Origin of the sequence: Dactylosporangium maewongense (assembly GCF_039531485.1) — a bacterium.
Taxonomy (GTDB): domain Bacteria; phylum Actinomycetota; class Actinomycetes; order Mycobacteriales; family Micromonosporaceae; genus Dactylosporangium; species Dactylosporangium maewongense.
Window position 1 is genome coordinate 257,477 of sequence record NZ_BAAAQD010000017.1, and the last position, 19,584, is coordinate 277,060.

General features: G+C 73.0%; 16 protein-coding genes. 9 read left to right on the plus strand and 7 right to left on the minus strand.

Annotated features, from left to right (window positions below):
- The first annotated feature begins 131 nt into the window (after positions 1–131).
- Entirely contained in the window at positions 132–992 is an 861-nt protein-coding gene (locus ABD332_RS37265; RefSeq protein WP_344507691.1) for a hypothetical protein, read from the plus strand.
- Between the two features lie 25 nt (positions 993–1,017).
- Here ABD332_RS37265 and ABD332_RS37270 read toward each other — a convergent pair whose 3' ends face one another.
- The 3 genes from ABD332_RS37270 to ABD332_RS37280 all read right to left on the minus strand — a co-directional run bounded on the left by ABD332_RS37270 (position 1,018) and on the right by ABD332_RS37280 (position 3,439).
- Complete coding sequence (locus ABD332_RS37270) at positions 1,018–1,788, minus strand: CHASE3 domain-containing protein (RefSeq protein ID WP_344507692.1); 771 nt, start codon at positions 1,786–1,788, stop codon at positions 1,018–1,020.
- 71 nt (positions 1,789–1,859) lie between these two features.
- Positions 1,860–3,059 (minus strand): serine/threonine-protein kinase, encoded by a 1,200-nt coding sequence (locus ABD332_RS37275; protein WP_344507694.1) that lies wholly within the window; start codon positions 3,057–3,059, stop codon positions 1,860–1,862.
- A gap of 38 nt (positions 3,060–3,097) precedes the next feature.
- Positions 3,098–3,439, minus strand: coding sequence for an MmcQ/YjbR family DNA-binding protein (locus ABD332_RS37280; RefSeq protein WP_344507697.1), 342 nt, complete (start codon positions 3,437–3,439; stop codon positions 3,098–3,100).
- 60 nt (positions 3,440–3,499) lie between these two features.
- Between ABD332_RS37280 and ABD332_RS37285 the strand changes: the two genes are divergently transcribed.
- Together ABD332_RS37285 and ABD332_RS37290 are read left to right on the plus strand one after the other, a co-directional pair.
- On the plus strand, positions 3,500–4,003 hold the full coding sequence (locus tag ABD332_RS37285; RefSeq protein WP_344507699.1) for a DinB family protein: 504 nt from the start codon (positions 3,500–3,502) through the stop codon (positions 4,001–4,003).
- Positions 4,004–4,423: 420 nt separating this feature from the next.
- On the plus strand, positions 4,424–5,035 hold the full coding sequence (locus ABD332_RS37290) for a GNAT family N-acetyltransferase (RefSeq protein WP_344507701.1): 612 nt from the start codon (positions 4,424–4,426) through the stop codon (positions 5,033–5,035).
- A 24-nt stretch (positions 5,036–5,059) separates the two neighbouring features.
- On the opposite strand, the gene ABD332_RS37295 is transcribed toward ABD332_RS37290, so the two are convergent.
- A complete protein-coding gene (locus ABD332_RS37295; RefSeq protein WP_344507703.1) occupies positions 5,060–5,929 on the minus strand; it encodes an LLM class F420-dependent oxidoreductase in 870 nt (289 codons plus the stop codon).
- Positions 5,930–6,085: 156 nt separating this feature from the next.
- On the opposite strand from ABD332_RS37295, the gene ABD332_RS37300 reads away from it, so the two are divergent.
- From ABD332_RS37300 to ABD332_RS37320, 5 genes are all read left to right on the plus strand, one after another.
- Positions 6,086–7,675 carry a methyl-accepting chemotaxis protein gene (locus tag ABD332_RS37300; RefSeq protein WP_344507705.1) on the plus strand — a complete coding sequence of 530 codons (1,590 nt, stop codon included), beginning with the start codon at positions 6,086–6,088 and terminating at the stop codon, positions 7,673–7,675.
- A 67-nt stretch (positions 7,676–7,742) separates the two neighbouring features.
- The gene (locus tag ABD332_RS37305) at positions 7,743–8,546 is read left to right on the plus strand and encodes a hypothetical protein (protein ID WP_344507707.1); all 804 of its coding nucleotides are present in this window, start codon (positions 7,743–7,745) and stop codon (positions 8,544–8,546) included.
- Complete coding sequence (locus ABD332_RS37310) at positions 8,543–10,324, plus strand: hypothetical protein (protein WP_344507709.1); 1,782 nt, start codon at positions 8,543–8,545, stop codon at positions 10,322–10,324. Before ABD332_RS37305 ends, ABD332_RS37310 begins: the two co-directional genes overlap by 4 nt.
- A 58-nt stretch (positions 10,325–10,382) precedes the next feature.
- A complete protein-coding gene (locus tag ABD332_RS37315; RefSeq protein ID WP_344507711.1) occupies positions 10,383–10,769 on the plus strand; it encodes a hypothetical protein in 387 nt (128 codons plus the stop codon).
- Between the two features lie 33 nt (positions 10,770–10,802).
- Positions 10,803–14,057, plus strand: coding sequence for an ATP-binding protein (locus tag ABD332_RS37320; protein WP_344507713.1), 3,255 nt, complete (start codon positions 10,803–10,805; stop codon positions 14,055–14,057).
- Here ABD332_RS37320 and cutA read toward each other — a convergent pair.
- From cutA to ABD332_RS37335, 3 genes are all read right to left on the minus strand, one after another.
- Complete coding sequence (gene cutA, locus ABD332_RS37325; protein WP_344507723.1) at positions 14,052–14,375, minus strand: divalent cation tolerance protein CutA; 324 nt, start codon at positions 14,373–14,375, stop codon at positions 14,052–14,054. The genes ABD332_RS37320 and cutA overlap by 6 nt on opposite strands.
- Positions 14,376–14,454: 79 nt before the next feature.
- Positions 14,455–15,564: an acyltransferase family protein gene (locus ABD332_RS37330; protein WP_344507715.1), complete on the minus strand. Its 1,110-nt coding sequence runs from the start codon at positions 15,562–15,564 to the stop codon at positions 14,455–14,457.
- A gap of 94 nt (positions 15,565–15,658) precedes the next feature.
- Positions 15,659–16,123: an SPW repeat protein gene (locus tag ABD332_RS37335; protein ID WP_344507717.1), complete on the minus strand. Its 465-nt coding sequence runs from the start codon at positions 16,121–16,123 to the stop codon at positions 15,659–15,661.
- 345 nt (positions 16,124–16,468) lie between these two features.
- Between ABD332_RS37335 and ABD332_RS37340 the strand changes: the two genes are divergently transcribed.
- Positions 16,469–19,396: a glycoside hydrolase family 48 protein gene (locus tag ABD332_RS37340; protein WP_425552345.1), complete on the plus strand. Its 2,928-nt coding sequence runs from the start codon at positions 16,469–16,471 to the stop codon at positions 19,394–19,396.
- The last annotated feature ends 188 nt before the right edge of the window (positions 19,397–19,584 follow it).

A 19,584-nucleotide genomic window follows, 5' to 3' on the forward strand; every position in this document is an offset into this window, starting at 1 on the left:
TTCAGCGCGGCAGTGACGCGGTGTCGATCCTGAACGGAAACGGCTCCCGCACATCCAGCACCTCGCCGCCGCCGAGTCAGCTGCAATGTGGGGGCTTCCGACATCAACTCTATCTAGATAGAGTTAGAGCCATGACGCGCGTGAAGCGGTGGGGCGGGCATGGGGTCGCGGCGCTGCTGTGGCTGGGGGCGGCCGGTGCGCTGGTCGCGGCGGTGTTCGTGGCTCAGGGTGTCGGGTTCGAGGTGATGCGGCACCGGGTCGAGGTCATGGTCGGGGTCGTGGCGGTCCTTGTTTTGGTCGCCGCGGTGCCTGTCGGACCCGTGGCGGCGCGGGGGAGCCTGGCCGGGGTGGTGCGAGCGGCGGTCGCGTGTGTGGTCGCGCTCGAAGTGCTGGGCGTGGCGCAGGCGCTCAGGGTGGTGCCACCGATCACGAGGAGCGGGGGACCGAGGACCGGCGACGCCACCACCGTCCTCGTCGTATGGGTGGTGCTGCTTGGATTGGTGCTGGCGGCCGCGGTACACGTGACCGGCCGCCGCACCAGCGTCCGGTCTGAGGCCGCCGGGATCGCCGTGGGGTGTGGGTTCGGGGCGGGTGTGGTGTGGCTCGGGCTGGCGGCGGTGCTGCCGGAGGTCGCGGCGACCGTCGTGCCGGCGATCCTGGCGATGATGGCCACCGGCGGGGTGGCCGTCCGCCTGATCGCTCGACGGCAGGGCGACCCGGCTCGTGCGGGCAGGTCGGTCGGGGCGGGCGATGCCGGTACATCGGCGGCAACGGTCATCGGAGGGGTTGTCGCGGCCATGGTCACCGCCGCCGTGGTCGCCACGGCGATCGACGGGCTGTTGCCGCTCGGGCACCCGTGGATCCGCAACAGCGCGCCGCCGTGGGAGGTTGGGACCCGGCTTGTCGACCCGGTCGGGCTGCTCGTCCTCGCCGGGGTACTGGCCGTCGTGGTGGTGGCCGCGGGGCGCAGCCGAGCGGTGGAGCGCGGGTGAGCGCCGGGAGCTGCCGGAAGAGCGGTCACGGGCGGTGAACGTGGTCCGGCAGGGCGCCCGCACCCAGGTCGGCGCCGGCGATCCGACCCCTACCGGTCGGCACGTCAAGGTCATGCACGGCGGGCTCGCCGAACGGGGCGATGGTGGCCGGTTCGTCGAGAGGGGCGCGCGGCGGGGTGAGCAGCCGGCGGACGGAGCGGTAGACGCGCACCGCGATCAGCGCGGGCAGCAGCGACAGCAGGGCGAGCGCCGCCTCGAGGACGCGGCCGGTTCGGCGGTACGCCGCCGTCGTGGTCTTCTGGGTGTCCTCGACCGCGGCGGTCACGGCCGTGTTCGCCGTGAGGATCGCGTCGAACAGGTCCTTGCCCCGGGCGCTGCGGTCCGCGTCGACGCCGGGACGGCCGGCGGGCAGGGCGCTGATCGGCAGGGCCACCTGCGCCAGCCACCGCTGTGCGGCCTGGTCCTGGTCGCGGACGAGGACCCGGGTCCGGTCGTCGGGTGCGGCCCGCAGCGCCGCCGACCGGGCGACCGGGTAGTCCGCCGAGCCGGCGCGGAACGCCTCCAGGTAGGCCGGGTCGCCGGTCAGCTGGTACCTGAGCGCGGCGGTGTCGATGTCGGTGAGGTCCCGCAGCATCCGCTGGTTGGCCTGCCGCGCGTCGTCGAGGCCCCGCAGCCGCTCGTCGTGGACGCCGGTGAGGTAGTGGCCGGCGAGCAGCCGAGCGGCGCCGATGGACAGCAGCAGGAGGATGAGCCAGGTGAACTGCGGGCGCAACGTGGCCGCGATCGGTTTCCGCACCTGTGAACCCCCGCAGCCTCGCCCCCAGGCCCCTCCAACGCTAACGTGCCCGGGGCGGCGGCGCGGCCGATTCAGGGGCGCTCCGGGTCAGGCCGCGAAGGATCCGGCGAGCGGACGGAACAGCTCGCGCGGTAGTCCGGTGGCACGGTGCCAGTTGGCGTGGCGCCGTCCGCGCATGTGGCGGCGGTGGCCGTCGCGTCAACCTGCGCGCGGTCCACGAACTGGGCAGTCCCGTCGTCGCCGGTCGCGGCGACCAGACCGGCGACGCCACCGCCGACCAGCAGCAGCCCGAGCGCCGCCACCAGGATCCGGGCGACCGTCCGCCGCCGGTCGGCGTCCCTGCCGTTCACCCCGTGCGCGGTTCCGGCTCGTACCGGCGTCGGACCTGCCACGGGATCGGCGGGCGCTGCCGGTACCGACGCCGCCGACGCCGGACCTGGCAGCCGCAACGTCGCCGTCGATGGGGCTGCCGGGGCCGGCGCCGAGGCGACCTCCGACAGCATCGCCCGCGCCTGATCGGCCGTGAGCCGCTCGGCCGGGTCGCGGCGCAGCAGCCCCTCGAGCACCTCCCGCAGCGGCCCGGCCCGCTCGACCGGGTCCGGCGGCGCGGTGGCCAGGGCGTCGAGGACCTCGGCCGTCGTCCCGCGCGCGTACGGTGTCCGGCCCTCGACACACCAGTACACCGTGGCGCCGAGCGACCAGAGATCCGTCTCGACGCTGGAGACGCGGTCCCGGACCCGCTCCGGCGCGACGTAGGCGGGCGACGCGACCAGCGGCACCTCCGGCCCGTCGACCTCGTCGTGCAGCACCGCGATGCCGAAGTCGCCGAGCAGGACCCGCCCGTCGCCGGTGACCAGCACGTTCGGCGGTTTCACGTCGCGGTGCAGGACGCCCGCCCGGTGTGCCGCGGCGAGCCCGTCCAGCACGGCGAGCCCGACGCCCGCGGCGACGTCCGGTGCGAGGGGTCCGCCGGCGCGCACGACCTCCTCGAGGGAGCGGGACGGCACGTACTCCATGACGATCCACGGCCGGCCGCCGGTGAACAGCACGTCGTAGACCCGCACCACGTTGGGGTGCGCCAGCCGCGCCGCGGCCCGGCCCTCCGCGATGGTGCGCCCCCACAGGTCCGCCAGCCCCGGCAACGCCAGGACCTCCTTGACCGCGACGTCCCGCGCGAGGATCTCGTCGCGGGCGAGCCACACGCGGCTCATCCCACCCGTGCCGATGACCTTGATCAGCCGGTACCGGCCGGCGACCGTCCCCGAATCCATGAACGTGGTTCGGAGCCGGCGCCCGCCCGGACGGGTCGCTACGCCGGCCGGTCCTTCTTCGGCAGCTTGGACACCACCCAGCGGTACGACTCGTCGACCGCCTCGAGGATCTCCTCGTCGGGGATGTTCCCGCCGACGGTCAGCGTGTTCCAGCCGGACTTCCCGATGTACGGCGAAGCGGCCGCGTCCTGCGGGAACCGCCGCAGCCACTCGTCGGCGGCCTCCCGCGTCGGCGCGCACTTCACGCCCACGGCCGTCCTGTTGCCGAGGAAGGCGAAGATCTTCGGCCCGACCTTGACGACGAGGTCGTCCTCCCACGGGGTGTCCTGCCACGCCCCGGGCTTGGCCATGCAGTGTGCGATCAGCTCGTCCCGCGTCACGCAGCGACCGTACCGGTTAACTCGGTCGGAAGTGTCGTACCTCGCTGTTACGGTGCGGGCGTGACGATTCGAGTGCCATATCTCGGCGATGAGAAGCAGAGTCTGCATGCCAGTCTCAACCGGCACCGCGACGTGGTGCTCTGGAAGCTCGACGGCCTCGACGACGAGCAGCTGCGCCGCCCGATGACCCCGTCGGGCAGCACGATGCTCGGCCTGGTCAAGCACCTCGCCGCGGTCGAGTATGGCTGGTTCTGCGACACGTTCGGCCGTGAGCACGAGCCGCTGCCCTTCCGCGACGACGACCCCGAGGCCGACCTGCGCGTCGAGCCGGGCGAGTCCACCGCCGACGTGCTCGCCTTCTATGCCCGCGCCCGCGCCACCTGCGACGCCGTCATCGACTCCTTAGACGTGGAGGCGACCGGCACCGCCTGGTATGGCGAGAAGGTCTCGCTCCGCTGGGTCCTCATCCACATGGTCGAGGAGGTGGCCCGCCACACCGGGCACCTGGACGTCATGCGCGAGCTCCTCGACGGCGCCACCGGCGACCACCGCCCGGACGAGTAGCAGGGACGCCGGCGGCGCGGCGGTGGACGGTTGGCGGCCGGGCACGGCGGCAGAAGGGCCGGCGGGTGCCGGTCGGGGAGCGGCGCGCTGGCGTCCCGGCGCCGGTGGCCCGCGGTATGCGGGGCCGGCGGCCCGCGGTAGGTGGAGCTGGCGGCCCGCGGTAGGTGGAGCTGGCGGTCGGCGGCCGAACTGGTGGCGATGCTGCTCGTGTCCGGCCGTTGCGCTGTAGCGGCGGCTGGGGTGGTCGGCGCTGGTGGTTGGTGGCGGTGAATGTTGTGGTGGTTGGTTCCGTGCGCGACATCGGGAGCGACTCACGCCGGACTCGGCGGGTGCCCTCAGTGCGTGCCGTCAACGCTGAGCTGACAGTCGCCGCTCACGCATCGGCGCAAGTGCTGGATCAAGGCGTGTGTGGGCTGCGGCGTGGCGCGGGTGCTGGGTAGCGTCGCCGCCATGCCGTTGGCTCCCAGTTCGACAGGCCTTGAAGGCCGCCATGTACGTCTTGAGCCGCTTGCCGAGTCGCATGTGCCCGCCCTGTTCGGCGCTGGCGGGCGGGACGACGAGGTGTGGCGGTGGCTGAGTGCGCCCACTCCGCGTACCGAGGCGGAACTGCGGGAGATCGTGTGCGGGCGCATCAAGGACGTCGACGACGGGAAACGGGTCGCGTTCGCCGTGGTGGCTCGGGACGAGGGGACAGCGATCGGCACCACGAATCTGCACAGCTGGCAGCGCGGCGACGGGCGCATCGAGATCGGTGGCACGTGGTTCGGCAGGAGGTGGTGGCGTACCGCGGCGAACACCGAGACGAAGCTCCTGACGATGACCTATGCCTTCGATACGCTCGGCTACGCGGCCGTCGTCTGGCGCATCAGGCCGGAGAACGTCCGCTCCCAGGCAGCGATCACCCGTATCGGTGCCACCCTGAGCGGCCGCGAACCGCAGGTCGACGGCGAGCCGGGCCTGCTGGTCTACACGATGCCCCGAACCGACTGGCCCGCGGCGAAGGCGCGGCTGTCCGAACGCCTGGCGAGTTGATCGAATAGCGAAAACGCTATTCGATCAGCGGGCGGTGGGGGAGCCGGGTGGGTGGAGGTTGAGGGCGTGGGCGATGGTGCGGAGGGCGGGGATGACGTCGGTGTCGGCGGGTTGGAGCTGGACGCAGACGTGGTCGGCGCCGGCGTCGAGGTGGGCGCGTAGGGCGGCGGCCAGGGTGGGGGCGTCGCCGTGGGCGACGATGCTGTCGATCAGGTGGTCGCTGCCGCCGTCGGCGAGGTCCTCGGGGGTGAAGCCGGCGCGCAGCATGTTGGTGGTGTAGTTGACCCGCTGCAGGTACATGGCGAGGAAGGCGCGGGCGCTGCGGCGGGCGGTGGCCGGGTCGGGGTCCAGCACGGCGGTCTGTTCGGGGGCGACCAGCGCGGCCGGGCCGAGGGCGGTCCTGGCCTCCCGGGTCTGTGTGGGCACGGTGAGGTACGGGTGGGTGCCGGCGCTGCGTTCGGCGGCCAGGGCGAGCATGCGGGGGCCGAGCGCGGACAGCACCCGGTGCTCGGCGGGCACGCCGCGCGCGTCGAGGACGTCGAGGTAGCGGGCCATGGACTCGACCGGGCGGGTGCGGTCCGGGTTGGCCTCGCGGTGCCCGGACCCGATGCCGAGCAGCAGCCGACCGGGGTGTCTGGCGTGGATGCGGTGGAACGAGTCGGCGAGCTCGGCCGCGTCGGACGACCAGATGTTGACGATGCCGGTGGCGATGACGACCGAGTCGGTGCCGTCGAGCAGGGCCTCGGCGGGGCGCAGGTCGGAGCCGGGGGAGCCGCCGAGCCAGACGGTGCCGTACCCGAGCTCCTCGATGGACCTGGCCATCGGCGGATCGAGCAGCGTGACGCCACGCCACACACCGACGGTGCCGAGTCGCTGGCTCCAGTTCATGTTCATCCCCCGTACGACGCGACACCTGGACACAACCACCTAGATCCTAGCGTCCTAGGACGGCGTAGGGGGTGTGTGCGGCGGCATTCGAGGGCTCAAGTTTCCTGATGTGGCGCCGATGTCGAGAAGTGCGAGATTCGCTGGATTCCGGGATGGTGCACAGTGGCGGACACGGGAACGGTCAAGGGCGGCGGCTGGCTGGCCGACCGCAGGATCCGGACCAAGATCCTGTTCGCGCTGACGGCGATGGCGCTGACCGCGGTCGTCACGGGGGCGTTCGCGCTGTCGCGGATGTCGGCGATGGACGGCAAGGTCAGCAAGATGCGCGCCGAGAACGTCCAGGAGCTGGTGCTGCTCAGCAAGATCCGCGGCGCCCAGTCGCTGATCAACCACAACGCGGCGATGCAGCTCGGGTCGGGTGGTGACCCGCAGGTCATCGCGTTGGCGCAGAAAGGCACCGGCGACGCGATCAAGCAGCTCAACGCGGCGCTCGAGGAGTACCTGAAGCTGCCCAAGAGCGCCGCCGCGCAGCGGACCGTCGACGAGTTCACGTCGCTGTGGCAGCAGTTCACCGGGGCGATGGCCGACCTCGCCCAGGGCAAGCCGGCGACGATCGACTTCAACAAGGTCGTGCCCGGCATGGAGGCGGCGGTCGCCGAGCTGGCCGACCACCAGGCCGCCGACGCCGACGCCGCGGTGCAGGACGCCCACTCGCAGTACTCCACCGCCCGGCTGCAGGTCCTGCTCACCCTGATCGTCGGGCTGGTCGTGGCGACCGCGCTGGCCCTGTACGTCGCCGCGTCGATCACCCGCCGGCTCGCCCCTGTGGTGGGGGCCATGGACGCGATGGCGGCCGGGGACCTGTCCACGACCGCGCCGGTCGGCGGCCGGGACGAGATCGGCAACATGGCGGGCGCCGTCAACCGGGCCACCGCCAGCGTCCGGGAGACCGTCGCGGCCCTCGCGCGCAGCGCCGAGCTGGTGGCCCGCAGCTCCAGCCAGCTCGACGCGGTCACCGCCGGGGTGGCCGGCAGCGCGCAGGCGGTGTCCGCGCGGGCCCGGGAGGCCGACCAGACCGCCGCCCAGGTCTCCGGCAACGTGCAGACGGTCGCCGCCGCGTCCGACGAGATGTCGGCGTCGATCCGGGAGATCGCCCGCAACGCCAGCGAAGGGGCCCGGGTCGCCGGGCAGGCCGTCACCGTCGTCACCACCACCAACGACACCGTGTCCAAGCTCGGCCAGTCCTCGGCCGAGATCGGCGACGTGGTCAAGGTGATCACGTCGATCGCGGAGCAGACGAACCTGCTCGCGCTCAACGCGACCATCGAGGCGGCCCGGGCGGGGGAGGCCGGCAAGGGCTTCGCCGTCGTGGCGGGCGAGGTCAAGGAGCTGGCGCAGGAGACCGCCCGCGCCACCGAGGACATCGCCACCCGGGTCCGCACGATCCAGGCCGACACGGACAGCGCGGTCGCCGCGATCGAGCAGATCAGCATGATCATCGGGCAGATCTCGCAGTACCAGACGACGATCGCCTCGGCCGTCGACGAGCAGACCGCGACCACGAGCGAGATGACCCGCAACGTCGGCGAGGCCGCCGGTGGCGCGCAGACGATCGCCGCCACGATCGCGGAGGTGGCCGCGGCCGCGGAGGAGACGAACCGGAGCGTGGCGGCCGGCCGCGAGGCCAGCGGCGAGCTCGCGGGCCTGTCCGGCGAGCTGCAGCGGCTGGTGTCCCGCTTCAAACACGTGTGACAGCGCGTCCGGATCTCCGGACAGTTGCCGGACATCCGGACGGGCATCGGCAACTTACGATTTTCAGGTGTCCACACCGACCGCGTTGGCGGCCTTCGCTGAACACCTCCGGGGCTGCAGACGCCTGGCGGGGGAGCCGTCGCTGCGCGAGATCGAGCGGCTGACCCGGCAGGCCGGCCGCCCGTACCCGCGGGCGACGATCGACGACAAGCTGCAGGGCCGCACGGTGCCCGACTGGGGCTTCGTGGAGGCGTTCGTCGCCGCCTGCGACCGCAACGCCGGTGGGACCGGGGACGTGGACCTCACGTACTGGCGCCGCGAGCACCTGCGGATGCTCGCCGACCTCGCCGCGCAGCGGGCCGAGCGGCGCAACGCCCCGGTCGAGCCGGAGGCCCCGCTCGAGGTGACGGTCAAGCTGCACGACGTCGGGTTCGTCGTCACCCGCGGGCCGAACGGCCTCGAGGAGGTGCCCGGCAGCGGGCACAGGGTGCGGCTCGTCGTCGAGGCGCCCAGCATGCCCGCCGTCGTCCTGCACGCGCTGCGGCCGGTGGTGCTGTCGCGGCGGGAGACGCCGGCCGGGGACTTCAACCCGCACCTCGGGTCGGTGGACGTCCGGCAGTTCGACGTGTTCCTGGACGAGCCCGCCCCGCGGCTGCTGCCGATCGGCGGTGGTGCGGACTTCCCGTTCAAGGTCGCCCCGGCTGATCCGGAGGTGTTCGACCTGGTCGTACACCTGGACAGCGGCGACGTGGAATGGGCGCTCGACCTGGAGTGGACGTGCGCCGGCCGCAGCGGCGTGCGCCGGGTCGACCTGGCGGGCCACCCGTTCCGCACCATCGCCGACACATCGACAGCGAACGGAGCAGCATGACAGGCATCAGCGGCGGCGGGCGGGCGTGGGCCGCGCAGATCCTCGACCGGCCGGTCCGCCGGACGTCGCCGGCCGCGGGCGCGCAGCAGCCGCCGTTCCTGGCGGAGGTGACATCCCGCTCGCACGTGACGTTCGTGCAGAGCCCGGGTTCGGACGTCGGACCGGTGGCGGTGCACGTCCCGGTCACGGGACACAACCTGTTCCTGGAGCTGACCGCCGACGGTGGCCCCGTGGTGCTCCGGTCGCTGACGGCCGAGGTGGTCGGCCGTGGGCCGCTGGTGGCCGAGGGCACCAGTTTCGCGACGCCGCGGACGCCGGACCTGGTCCTCGATCCGCGGCTGGCGCCCGTCGCGGAGCGCTCGGTGCAGGCGTACGAGGAGCTGGAGATCCCGCAGCTCGAGGTGCTGCTGCTGGGCGGTGCCGCCGCGCAGGTGCGGCCGGCCCGGGACGCGTACGGGCGGCGGCTGCGGCCGGGCCCGGTGTGGCCGCTGGAGGTGCCGACGGGCGCGGCCTGCCGGATCGTGCTCGCGGTCGTCACCGACGAGCCGGACCTGCTGCGGTGGCGGCTGCACGCCGTCGCGACGCAGGGCGGCCGGACCTGGCAGCTGGAGTGGGACCTGCGGATCTCCGCCCGTCCGGTGATGCGGAAGTTCGTGCCCGGCGGGAGCGGGCCGATCCCGGTGCCCGTCCACGAGCGGTTCCCGCAGCACTGGCAGCCGCGGTGGCCGGTCGGACCGGCGCCGTTGCCGCGCGGCGCAGACGAGGCGGTGCGGCTGCCCGCGATCGCGCAGGCGGGGCGCGTGGTCGCCGCGGACGGGGCGCTCATCATCACCGTCGACGAGTGCGAGGTCCCCGACGACCCGGTCGGGTTTCCGGGGCTGCCCGCCGGCACGAGGTTGTGGGTGTACGGCACGGTGGGGCTGGCCGCGGCGGGCCTGACGGAGGTGACGGCGGCCGTGCTGCCACCCGGCGGCGGGAAGGAGCCGCTGAACAGCGGGCTGATCGAACTGATCCTCGGCATGTACTCCGCCGCGGTGCACCAGGGCTGGCGGATGCGGGTCAACGACGTCATCGGGTTCGGCCAGCCGATCGACGTCGGCGGCAGGGAGATCGGCGGGGCGCTGATCACGCACGCCGCCGGCGACGGCGCGTGGTTCCCGGCGGACTGGCCGCCGCTGCTGCTGGTCCCGCTGTTCGACGGCGAGATGGAGGCGGTCGGGCGGCACGGCCGGGGGAGGGTGCTGGCGAACCTCGCCGCCACCGAGTCGTGCTTCCCCTACCCGTGGTGGTTCGACCCGTCCCGGCCGCCGGTCGTCGACCCGGACACGTACGACGGGTCCACCGTCCTCGACGACGTCAGCAACCTCCGCGACGAGAACGTGATGGTGGTGGAGGGCCCGGGCGAGCTGATGATCATCGTGGACCGGGAACGGCACGCGGTCCTCGGCGGGGCCTGGATCCAGATGCCGCCGCGGTTCGCGCTCATCCCGCGGTACACGACGATGACGGGCCGGGCGCGGGTGTGGTGGCCGGACCAGTCGGCGCCGAGCGAGGTGGTCGCCGCGCGGCCGCGGTCGCAGAACCAGGCCGGGGTGCACTTCCTGCTGTTCATCCAGGGCGGCTCGGCGGTGACGGTCGACCCGATGGAGGACGGGTTCGTCGTCGGCCTGCCGGTGGACGACTGGTATGCGATGGGCACCCACCTGCGGGCCGGGCGGCCGATCGAGTGGCGGACGGGCGACGGCACCCGGCTCAGTGTCGGCTATTCGGGCGGATAAGCGCCCGGATGCGAGGCCAGCAAGCCGTTTGCAAGAACGGCGAGGTTAGCTGGGGCACGTGAAAGAAACACTACGGCTGGTGCGGCGGGTGCCGGCCGGGCGGCGCGCCGTGACCCGGCTCGCGCTCGGCGTGTCCGTCGTCGACGAGTTCCTGTTCGACGGTCTGGAGTGGTGGGAGCTGATCGACCCGGCCGACGGGGACGAGCAGCCCGCCGCGGCCCTGGCTGCCGTCCGGCCGGGTGAGTCCATCGTCCGACTGGTCGGTCTCGTCGCGCCGGGCGGACGCTCCGACCTCGCCGTTCAGGTGCTGATCTCGTTGGTGGACGCCCTGCGGGCCGGTCCAGCCCGTAGGCTCGTCGCGGCGCCTCTGGCGCACGGCGAGGAGCTCCTGGAGGCCGCAGGCTTCGGACCGTACGACGACGGATCGTTCGCCGTGGAGCTGTAGCCAGCGTCCGCGGCCGAGGTGGAGCTCCGGGAGTTGCCTATCCTGCAGATTAGGATCCTGGGCCCGCTCGAGGTCGTCGGGGAGAGCGGCCCGGTCGACACCGGCACCCCGAAGCAGCGCGCCGTGCTGGCGATGCTGACGATGCAGCCCGGCCGGACCGTGTCCGTGCAGCGGCTCATCGACGAGCTGTGGTCCGACGAGCCGCCGGAGCGGGCGATCGCCTCCCTGCAGGCGTACGTGTCCCGCCTCCGCCGCGCCCTCGAACCGGGGCGTACGGCCCGGGACCGCTCGACGGTGCTGGTCAGCCGCGCGCCCGGGTATCAGCTGATGGTGCCGGCGGACGCGGTGGATGCCGCCCGGTTCGCGGCCGCGGTCGAGCAGGCCCGCACCGGCTCCGACCCGGCCGTGGCGCTGCAGGTGCTCACCGACGCGCTGCACCTGTGGCGCGCGGATCCGCTGCCCGAGCTCGGCGACTCCCCGCTGGCCCGCGCCGAGCGGGGCCGCCTGCAGGAGCTGCGCCTGATCGCCGTCGAGGAGCGGTCGGAGGCGCTGCTGCGGCTCGGACGTGCCGCTGAGGTCGCCTACCTGAGCGAGAGCGCCCTGGCCGAGGCCCCGTATCGGGAGCGGCTGTGGGGTCAGCTGATGCTCGCGCTGTACCGGTCTGGCCGGCAGGCCGAGGCGCTCGCCGCCTACGGCCGGGCCCGAGCCGGCCTGGTGGACGAGCTCGGCATCGAACCGGGTCCGGCCCTGCAGCAGCTCGAGCAGGACATCCTCCGGCAGGCCCCGCACCTGGCCGAGCCGGCGCCGGCCGCCCCGACGTCCGGCGCTCCGGCGGCCACCCGGCCAGGTCCGGCGGGGCCGGTCAGCGCCCCGCCCGCGGGCGACATGTCCGACATATCGTCGGAAAGCGGCGCGGCCGAGCAGAGCGACAGCGATGTGGCAGGGCCCGCCGGCGAGGGGCGCGACGCCGACGACGGCGGGCTGGTCGGGCGGGACGCCGAGCTGCGGACCGTGCAGGAGCTCCTCGCCAGCACGGCCGCCGGCCGGGGGCGGTTGCTGCTCGTCTCCGGCAGCCCGGGCATCGGCAAGTCCGCGCTGCTGCGGGAGCTCGCCGCCCGCGCCACCGGGCTCGTCGGCACCGGGACCGGCGTCGACGGGGAGGCGCCGCCGGTGTTCCTGCCGTGGGCGCAGATCCTGCGGGCCGTCGCCGCCGCACCCGGCGCCGCCGACGCCCTCGCCACCGCGTTCGCGCCGTACGGGAACCTGCCCGCCGTCCTGGACCCGACGCTGAGCGAGGCGCTGCCGCTGCCCGCCGCCGAGCGGATCGCCGACCCGGAGCTGGCCAGGTCCCGGCTGTACCAGGGGATCGTCGACGGCCTGTGCCGGCTCGCCACGCACCGGCCGCTGGTCCTCGTCGTCGACGACGCGCACTGGCTGGACGCGCCGTCGACGGTGCTGCTGACCATGTTCGCCAAGGCGGTCCGGCGCAGCGCGGTGCTGCTCGCCGTCGGCTACCGGGAGGCCGAGCTCGCCCCGGAGGCGCCGCTCGCGGGCGCGCTGGGGGAGCTGCTCGCCGACCCGTCCGCGGTGCGGCTGCCGCTGCAGGGGCTCGGCGCCGACGGGGTGTCCGCGCTCGCCCGGGACGTGACCGGCGCCGACGTGCCCGCCGAGACCGTCGAGATGCTGCTGGACCGCACCGGCGGCAACCCGTTCTTCGTGGTGGAGCTGCTGCGGGTCCTCGTCGCCGAGCACACCCTGGCGCCGGAGCACGTCCCGGTGCGGGTGCAGGAGGTGGTCCGCCGCCGCCTCGCCAAGCTGCCTGTGCAGGTGAACGCGGTCATCGCCGTCGCGTCGGTGCTCGGCCGGGACGTGTCGGTGCCGGTGCTGCGCGAGGTCGTGCAGATCGACGAGCTGGCGCTGTTCGACACGCTCGACACCGCGGTCGTCAGCGGGGTCCTGACCGCGACCGACGACCCGGGGCTGCTGCGCTTCTCCCACGACCTGGTCCGCCAGACCGCGTACCTCGACCAGGGGCCGCTGCGCCGGGCCAGGCTGCACGCCCGGGCCGCCCAGGCGCTGCGCGACACGGGCCTCGCCACCGTCGCCGAGCTGGCCGCGCACCTGCGGGCCGCGCTGCCGGTGCTGTCACCGTTCGACGTGGTGCCCGCGCTGGTCGAGGCGGCCGGCGAGGCGTACGACCTGACCGCCCACGAGCAGGCGTCGGCGCTGCTGGTGGAGGCGATCGGGGTGCTGCACCGCGCCCCGGCCGGCGAGCGGCGCGACGTCGCGGAGCTCGACCTGCGGATCCGGCTCGCGTACATGCACCAGGCGACCGACGGCTACCTGGCGCCGTTCGTGGCGGCACAGTACGCGGCGATGGAGCCGCTGCTGGTGCGGCTGCGCGGCCGGCCGGTGCTGGACATCCTGCCGGCGCTGTGGGGGTACGCGTCGTTCCACACCGCGGCCGGCGACGTCGCGCGGGGCGTCGCGATGGCCCGCTCGGCGAGCGAGCAGGGCAGCACCGACCCGTGGGCGACGATCGTCGCGGAGGTCCACGAGGGCGCGGCGGCGCTGTCGGTGCTGGACCTGCCGCGCGCCCGCGGGTGCTTCGAGACGGCGCTGGAGGCGCTGCCCGGCGGGGACCTGCCGGTGTTCCCGATCGTCAACTGGGACCCGGTCGTCGGTGCGCAGGCACCCGCGGCGATCGTGTGCGGGATGCTCGGCGACCACGAGGCCGCGGAGCGGCACCTGCGGTCCGCCCGGGAGCGTGCCGCCCGGGTCGGTGAGCCGTTCCTCGACATGTACATCAGCCACTACGCCGCGGCGGTCGCCGCCGACCGGTTCGACGGGCCGGCGACGATCACGGCGGCCCGCGCCACGCTGCGCCTCGCGGAGCGCGGCGGGCACCTGGAGTACCAGGCGCTCGCGGCGATGGTGCTCGGCTGGGCCGAGGTCCGCACCGGCGACCTGACCGGGGTGGACCGGATGGCGAAGGCGCGCGCCGCCCTCGGCGAGGGGATCCGCCGCTTCGGCCGGCTGGAGGCGCTCTACGCCGACGCGCTGCTCACCCTCGGCCGGGACACCGAGGCCGCCGAGGTCGCCGGCGCCGCGCTGGAGCGGGGCCTGCCGGGCCAGGGCGGTCTCGCGGAGCCGGACCTGCGCCGCATCCACGCCCTGGCGAAGGGCGACGCGGCCGAGGCCGAGGAGGCGCTGCGGCTGGCCCGCAAGCTGCACTACGCGGGAGCTGCCACCCGCGTCGAGGCCGCCCTCGAACGCCTGCCGTCATAGGGGGACGCCGCCGGACGGGGCGGGCTCGGCGGCCTCGACGCCGACGTGCCGGCGCAGCGGGACGGCGACGACCTGCGGGTCGGGCCGCGGGTGGCGCCTGATGATGTACGCGGCCAGCTGGTCGAACCGCTCCGCCTGGACGGTGAGCAGCAGCCGCCACTCCTCGGCCTCCACGAGCGTGCCGTCGCGCCAGCCCATGGACAGCACGGGGCCCTCGACCCGCGCCGCGACGGCGAGCCGCGTGTGGATGACCGAGCGGGCCACGTACGCCGCGTCCTGCTGGCTCGGGAACCCCGTCGACACCTCGAGAAAGTCCATCACGGGGAGGCAGCGTAACGGGTCCGGGCGTGCCGCACGACGGCGATCCGGACGGTGTGCGAAAGCGCGATGGACGGTGTCAGGGACGGGCGGCGGCCGGGAGCGGGGCCTCGACAGTGGCCGCGTCGGTCCCGGCGACGGCCGCGGTGGAGGGCCGGCGGCGCAGGAGGCGCAGGGCGGGCAGCTCGACGCCGTGGTGGACGGCCATGGCGCCGAGGAGGCTGCTGGCGAACACCGACACGGTGATCAGGGCGGCGACGAGCGGGCCGGCGCGGTGCGGCAGCAGGCCGAGGCGGTCGTAGGTGAGGTACGTCAGGTAGTGCACCAGGTAGAACGCGAACGACACCTCGCCGAGGTACCGCAGCGACGGGCGGGTCCAGACGGTGCGGACACCGGCGAGGTCGGCGCGGGCGGCCGCGGCGACGACGAGGGTGACCGGCACGAGCGTGAGGGCGTGCTGGTTGAGCGGGTACGGGGCCTTCAGCGCGAGGACGGCGCCGGCCCCGACCAGCACGAACGACCAGCGCAGGCCCGGGCCGCGCCACGCGCCGGACCGCACGAGCAGCGCGACGGCGATCCCGAGGGTGAACTCGGCCATCCGGACCGGCGGGAACACGTAGCCGAGCCAGAGCGCGAACGGGCGGTCGGCGGACGTGAGGGCGGCGCCGATCCCGAGGACCACGGCGACCTGGAGGGCGGCGACCGTCCACAGACCTCTGGGTCCGAGCCGGCGCAGCAGCCGGTACAGGAGCGGAAAGCACAGGTAGAAGAACGCCTCGCACGACAGCGACCAGCTCACCGGGTTGAGCGCCCGGAAGACCGACGCGTGCGGCAACCAGGTCTGGGTGAGCGTCAGGTGGGTGGCCACCTGCAGCGGTGAGGCGCCGCCGACGACGACCAGCGCGAGGAGGGTGGTCACCAGCGTCGCCGGGTAGATCTTGGTGAACCGCCGCCAGTAGAACGGGCCGGGCCTGGCGGACCACGTCAGGACGAAGCCGGACAGCACGAAGAAGAACGAGACGCCCATCGCGCCGCCGTTGACCAGCAGCGCCCACAGCACGGCCCGGACCGGTCGCGGGGCGACCAGGTCCGAGTCGTAGAAGAGCTCCAGGGTGTGCTGGCCGAACACCACGAGCGCCGCCGCCCAGCGCAGACCGGTGAGGGCCGGCAGGCGGCTGTCGCGGTTCACGGTGAATGTCTAGCCACTCTTCCCGGCCGGCGCACGCCGAGCCGGGAAGAATTCACCCCGATGTGACCAGTGGTCACCTCACCTGACCGCCATGTCACCGCCGGTCCTGCTCACGGTCACGGCCACGGCCACGGCCGGAAGGCAGGCGCGTCGTCATCATCGTCATCAGGCTGAGCGCGATGATGACGAGGCCGATGACGATGTTGTTGGCGATGGAGCCGCCGGACGGGTGGGCGCCCTGGATGACCCACGGGGCGACGAACGTCCACACGCCGAGCACCACCGGCACCCAGGTGAGGCCGTGGGTGCGCCCGTACGCCGCGGCGAAGCCGATGGCGAGGAAGCTGACGGCCACGCCACAGATGAAGTTGTTGACCGCGAGGTCACCCTCGAACGGCGCGAAGCCGACGATCCAGGGCGACAGGGTCAGGTAGATCCCGGCGAGCAGCAGCCCGCCGTCGGTGATGTGCGCGGTCGGCGTCTCCGCCGCGCGGTCGTAGTGGGCCCGCAGCTCGAGGATGTCCGGGTGCTGTTCGAGGTCCGCGATCGGACGGGTCATGACGGTCCCCTTTCGTTGTCGACATCGGGGTTGTCTAACCCGTACCGCTGAGAACTAACACGAAATGGGTGGGCACGGCGGCGGCGCTGCAGACGCCGGCCGCCGCACCCCGGTTCGCGATGGGAGCCGCGAAAAGGGTTGGCATCACCTCCGGTGGATCGATAGCCGTCGCGACCATAGGCGAAATCAGGACGCTTGTCCCGGGAGCGCTCCCATGCCAGAATCAGCGCCACCTCGCGTCTGGGAGCCGACGGGGCACACGCAGCGACTGGCTTATGTACCAACGCCGCCGCACTGTCGCGTGCCCGTATTCCGCCCAGAAACTTTCACGAGGAGCCCCCACACATGACCACCCGGACCCAACGCTGGATGCGTGTGGCGTCCGTCGGCCTCCTGGCCGCCGGCACGCTGTTCGTCATGCCGGCAGGACCCGCACACGCCGCCGCCGGCTGTACGGTCGTCTACTCGGTACGCAGCCAATGGCCGACGGGCTTCACCGGCGATCTGCTGGTGACGAACCTCGGCGACCCCCTGACGAGCTGGAACGTGACCTGGACGTTCGCCGGCAACCAGCAGCTGCAGCAGAGCTGGAACGGCGACTACACCCAGACCGGCAACCAGGCGACGATCCGCAACGCCCCGTGGAACGGCAGCCTGCCCACCAACGGCACCGTCAACCCCGGCTTCAACGCCGGGTACAGCGGCACCAACGTCAACCCGACGAGCTTCGCGCTCAACGGCGTGACCTGCACCGGCCCGAACCAGGCGCCGACGGTCGCCATCACCTCGCCGGCCGCCAACACCCGGTACACGGCGCCGGCGACGATCCCGATCGCCGTCACCGCCAGCGACCCGGACGCCGGTGACTCGATCGCGAAGGTCGAGTTCTACCACGACGGCCTGCTGCTCGGGCAGGACACGACCGCCCCGTACACGTACAGCTGGGCCAGCGTGCCGAGCCAGACCGGGGCGTACAGCCTGCAGGCGAAGGCCTACGACAGCAAGGGCGCGGTGACCACGTCCGCGGCGGTGCCGGTGTTCGTCGACCCGTTCGTCGGGCCGTCGATCGTGGCCACGCCGTCGCCGCTGACCGTGCCCGAGGGCGGCTCGACGCCGCTGTCGGTCAAGCTGAACCAGGCACCCACCTCCAACGTGACGGTCGCGGTCGCCCGTACCGGCGACACCGACATCACCGTGTCACCGACCTCGCTGACGTTCACGGCCGCGAACTGGAACGTCGCGCAGGTCGTCACCGTCTCCGCCGCCCAGGACGCGGACACCACCAACGGTGCCGCGACGATCAACCTGACCGCTACGGGTTGGGCGTCGGCGTCGGTACCGGCGAACGAGAGCGATGACGACGTCGCCGGCGGCGTGTACGTCCAGCGGTTCCTCGAGCAGTACCAGAAGCTGCACAGCTCCGGGTACTTCTCGCCGGAGGGCGTGCCCTACCACTCGATCGAGACGCTCGTCGTCGAGGCGCCGGACTGGGGCCACGAGACCACGTCCGAGGCGTTCAGCTTCTGGCTGTGGCTGGAGGCGCAGTACGGCCGGGTGAAGCAGGACTGGGCCCCGTTCAACAAGGCCTGGGACACGATGGAGAAGTACATCATCCCCACCCACGCCAACCAGCCGACCGGCGGCTACAACCCGAACGACCCCGCCGACTACGCGCCCGAGGCCGGGCAGCCCAGCCTGTACCCGCAGCAGGGCGGCCACCTCGACTCGTCGGTGAAGGTCGGTGTCGACCCGCTGTACACGGAGCTGACCTCGACCTACGGCAACACCGACGTGTACGGCATGCACTGGCTCGAGGACGTCGACAACGTCTACGGCTTCAGCTCGTGCACCCCGCAGCCGGGCTCCACGGTGTCGTACATCAACACCTACCAGCGCGGCCCGCAGGAGTCGGTGTGGGAGACCGTCGCCCACCCGTCCTGTGAGGACTTCCGCTTCGGCGCGAAGGCCAACGGCGGCTTCCTGCCGCTGTTCATCGACGGCTCGCCGGCCAAGCAGTGGCGCTACACCAACGCCCCCGACGCCGACGCGCGCGCCATCCAGGCCGCGTACTGGGCGCAGCAGTGGGCCTCGGCCCAGGGCAAGGCCGCGGACGTCGCCACCGTCGTGGGCAAGGCCGCCAAGATGGGCGACTACCTGCGGTACGCGATGTACGACAAGTACTTCAAGAAGCCCGGCTGCACGTCGACGGGCTGCGCCGCCGGCACCGGCAAGGACTCCGCCGCGTACCTGCTGAACTGGTACTACGCGTGGGGCGGCGACGCGGGCGGCCAGTGGGCGTGGCGCATCGGCTCCAGCCACAACCACCAGGGCTACCAGAACCCCCTGGCGGCGTACGTGCTGTCCAACGTCACCGGGTTCGCGCCGCGCTCGCCTTCGGCGAAGGGCGACTGGCAGACCAGCCTCGGCCGGCAGCTGGAGTTCTACCAGTGGCTGCAGTCCTCCGAGGGTGCGTTCGCCGGTGGTGCCACCAACAGCTGGGGCGGCAACTACTCGGTGCCGCCGGCCGGCACGCCGACGTTCTACGGCATGTTCTACGACGAGAAGCCGGTCTACCACGACCCGCCGTCCAACCAGTGGTTCGGCTTCCAGGCGTGGTCGGTGGAGCGGGTCGCGGAGTACTACTACGCGACCGGTGACGCCAAGGCCAAGACGATGCTCGACAAGTGGGTGGCCTGGGCGATCGCGAACACGACGTTCACCGCGAACGGCGACTTCAAGATCCCCGACACGCTCCAGTGGACCGGCGCGCCGGCGACCTGGAACCCGGCCAGCCCGGCCGCGAACACCAACCTGCACGTCAGCGTGGTCAGCACCGGCACCGACGTGGGCATCGCGGCAGCGTACGCCCGCCTGCTGACCTACTACGGCGCGAAGGCCAACAACACCGCGGCGAAGACCACGGCGAAGAAGCTCCTGGACGGCATCTGGCTGCACACCGACAGCAAGGGCGTCGGCATCCCGGAGACCCGCACCGACTACAACCGCTTCGACGACATCTGGTCCTCGTCCAACCAGCAGGGCCTGTACATCCCGTCCGGGTACAGCGGCGTCATGCCCAACGGTGACGTCATCGCCCCCGGGAAGTCCTTCCTGGACACCCGCTCCTTCTACAAGAACGACCCGAACTGGCCGGCCGTGCAGGCCTACCTGAACGGGACCGGCCCCGCGCCGACGTTCACCTTCCACCGCTTCTGGGCCCAGTCCGACATCGCGATGGCGATGGCCGACTACGGCCTGCTGATCGGCGGCTGACGCACCACCCTCGCACCGGCGGCCACCGTCTCTCTTGAGGCGGTGGTCGCTGGTGTACCGGCGGCCACCGTGCGACTGTTCGCGCGGTGGCGCCTCACCGCAGTGCACAGAGGGCCACCGTGCGACTGTTCGCGCGGTGGCGCCTCACCGCAGTGCACAGAGGGCCACCGTGCGACTGTTCGCGCGGT

Excerpts from the sequence above, each read along its gene's own strand:
- ABD332_RS37265 (WP_344507691.1), top strand. The coding sequence starts at position 132 with ATGACGCGCGTGAAGCGGTGGGGCGGGCATGGGGTCGCGGCGCTGCTG.
- ABD332_RS37275 (WP_344507694.1), bottom strand. The coding sequence starts at position 3,059 with ATGGATTCGGGGACGGTCGCCGGCCGGTACCGGCTGATCAAGGTCATC.
- ABD332_RS37295 (WP_344507703.1), bottom strand. The coding sequence starts at position 5,929 with ATGAACATGAACTGGAGCCAGCGACTCGGCACCGTCGGTGTGTGGCGT.
- ABD332_RS37310 (WP_344507709.1), top strand. The coding sequence starts at position 8,543 with ATGACAGGCATCAGCGGCGGCGGGCGGGCGTGGGCCGCGCAGATCCTC.
- cutA (WP_344507723.1), bottom strand. The coding sequence starts at position 14,375 with ATGGACTTTCTCGAGGTGTCGACGGGGTTCCCGAGCCAGCAGGACGCG.
- ABD332_RS37335 (WP_344507717.1), bottom strand. The coding sequence starts at position 16,123 with ATGACCCGTCCGATCGCGGACCTCGAACAGCACCCGGACATCCTCGAG.
- ABD332_RS37340 (WP_425552345.1), top strand. The coding sequence starts at position 16,469 with ATGACCACCCGGACCCAACGCTGGATGCGTGTGGCGTCCGTCGGCCTC.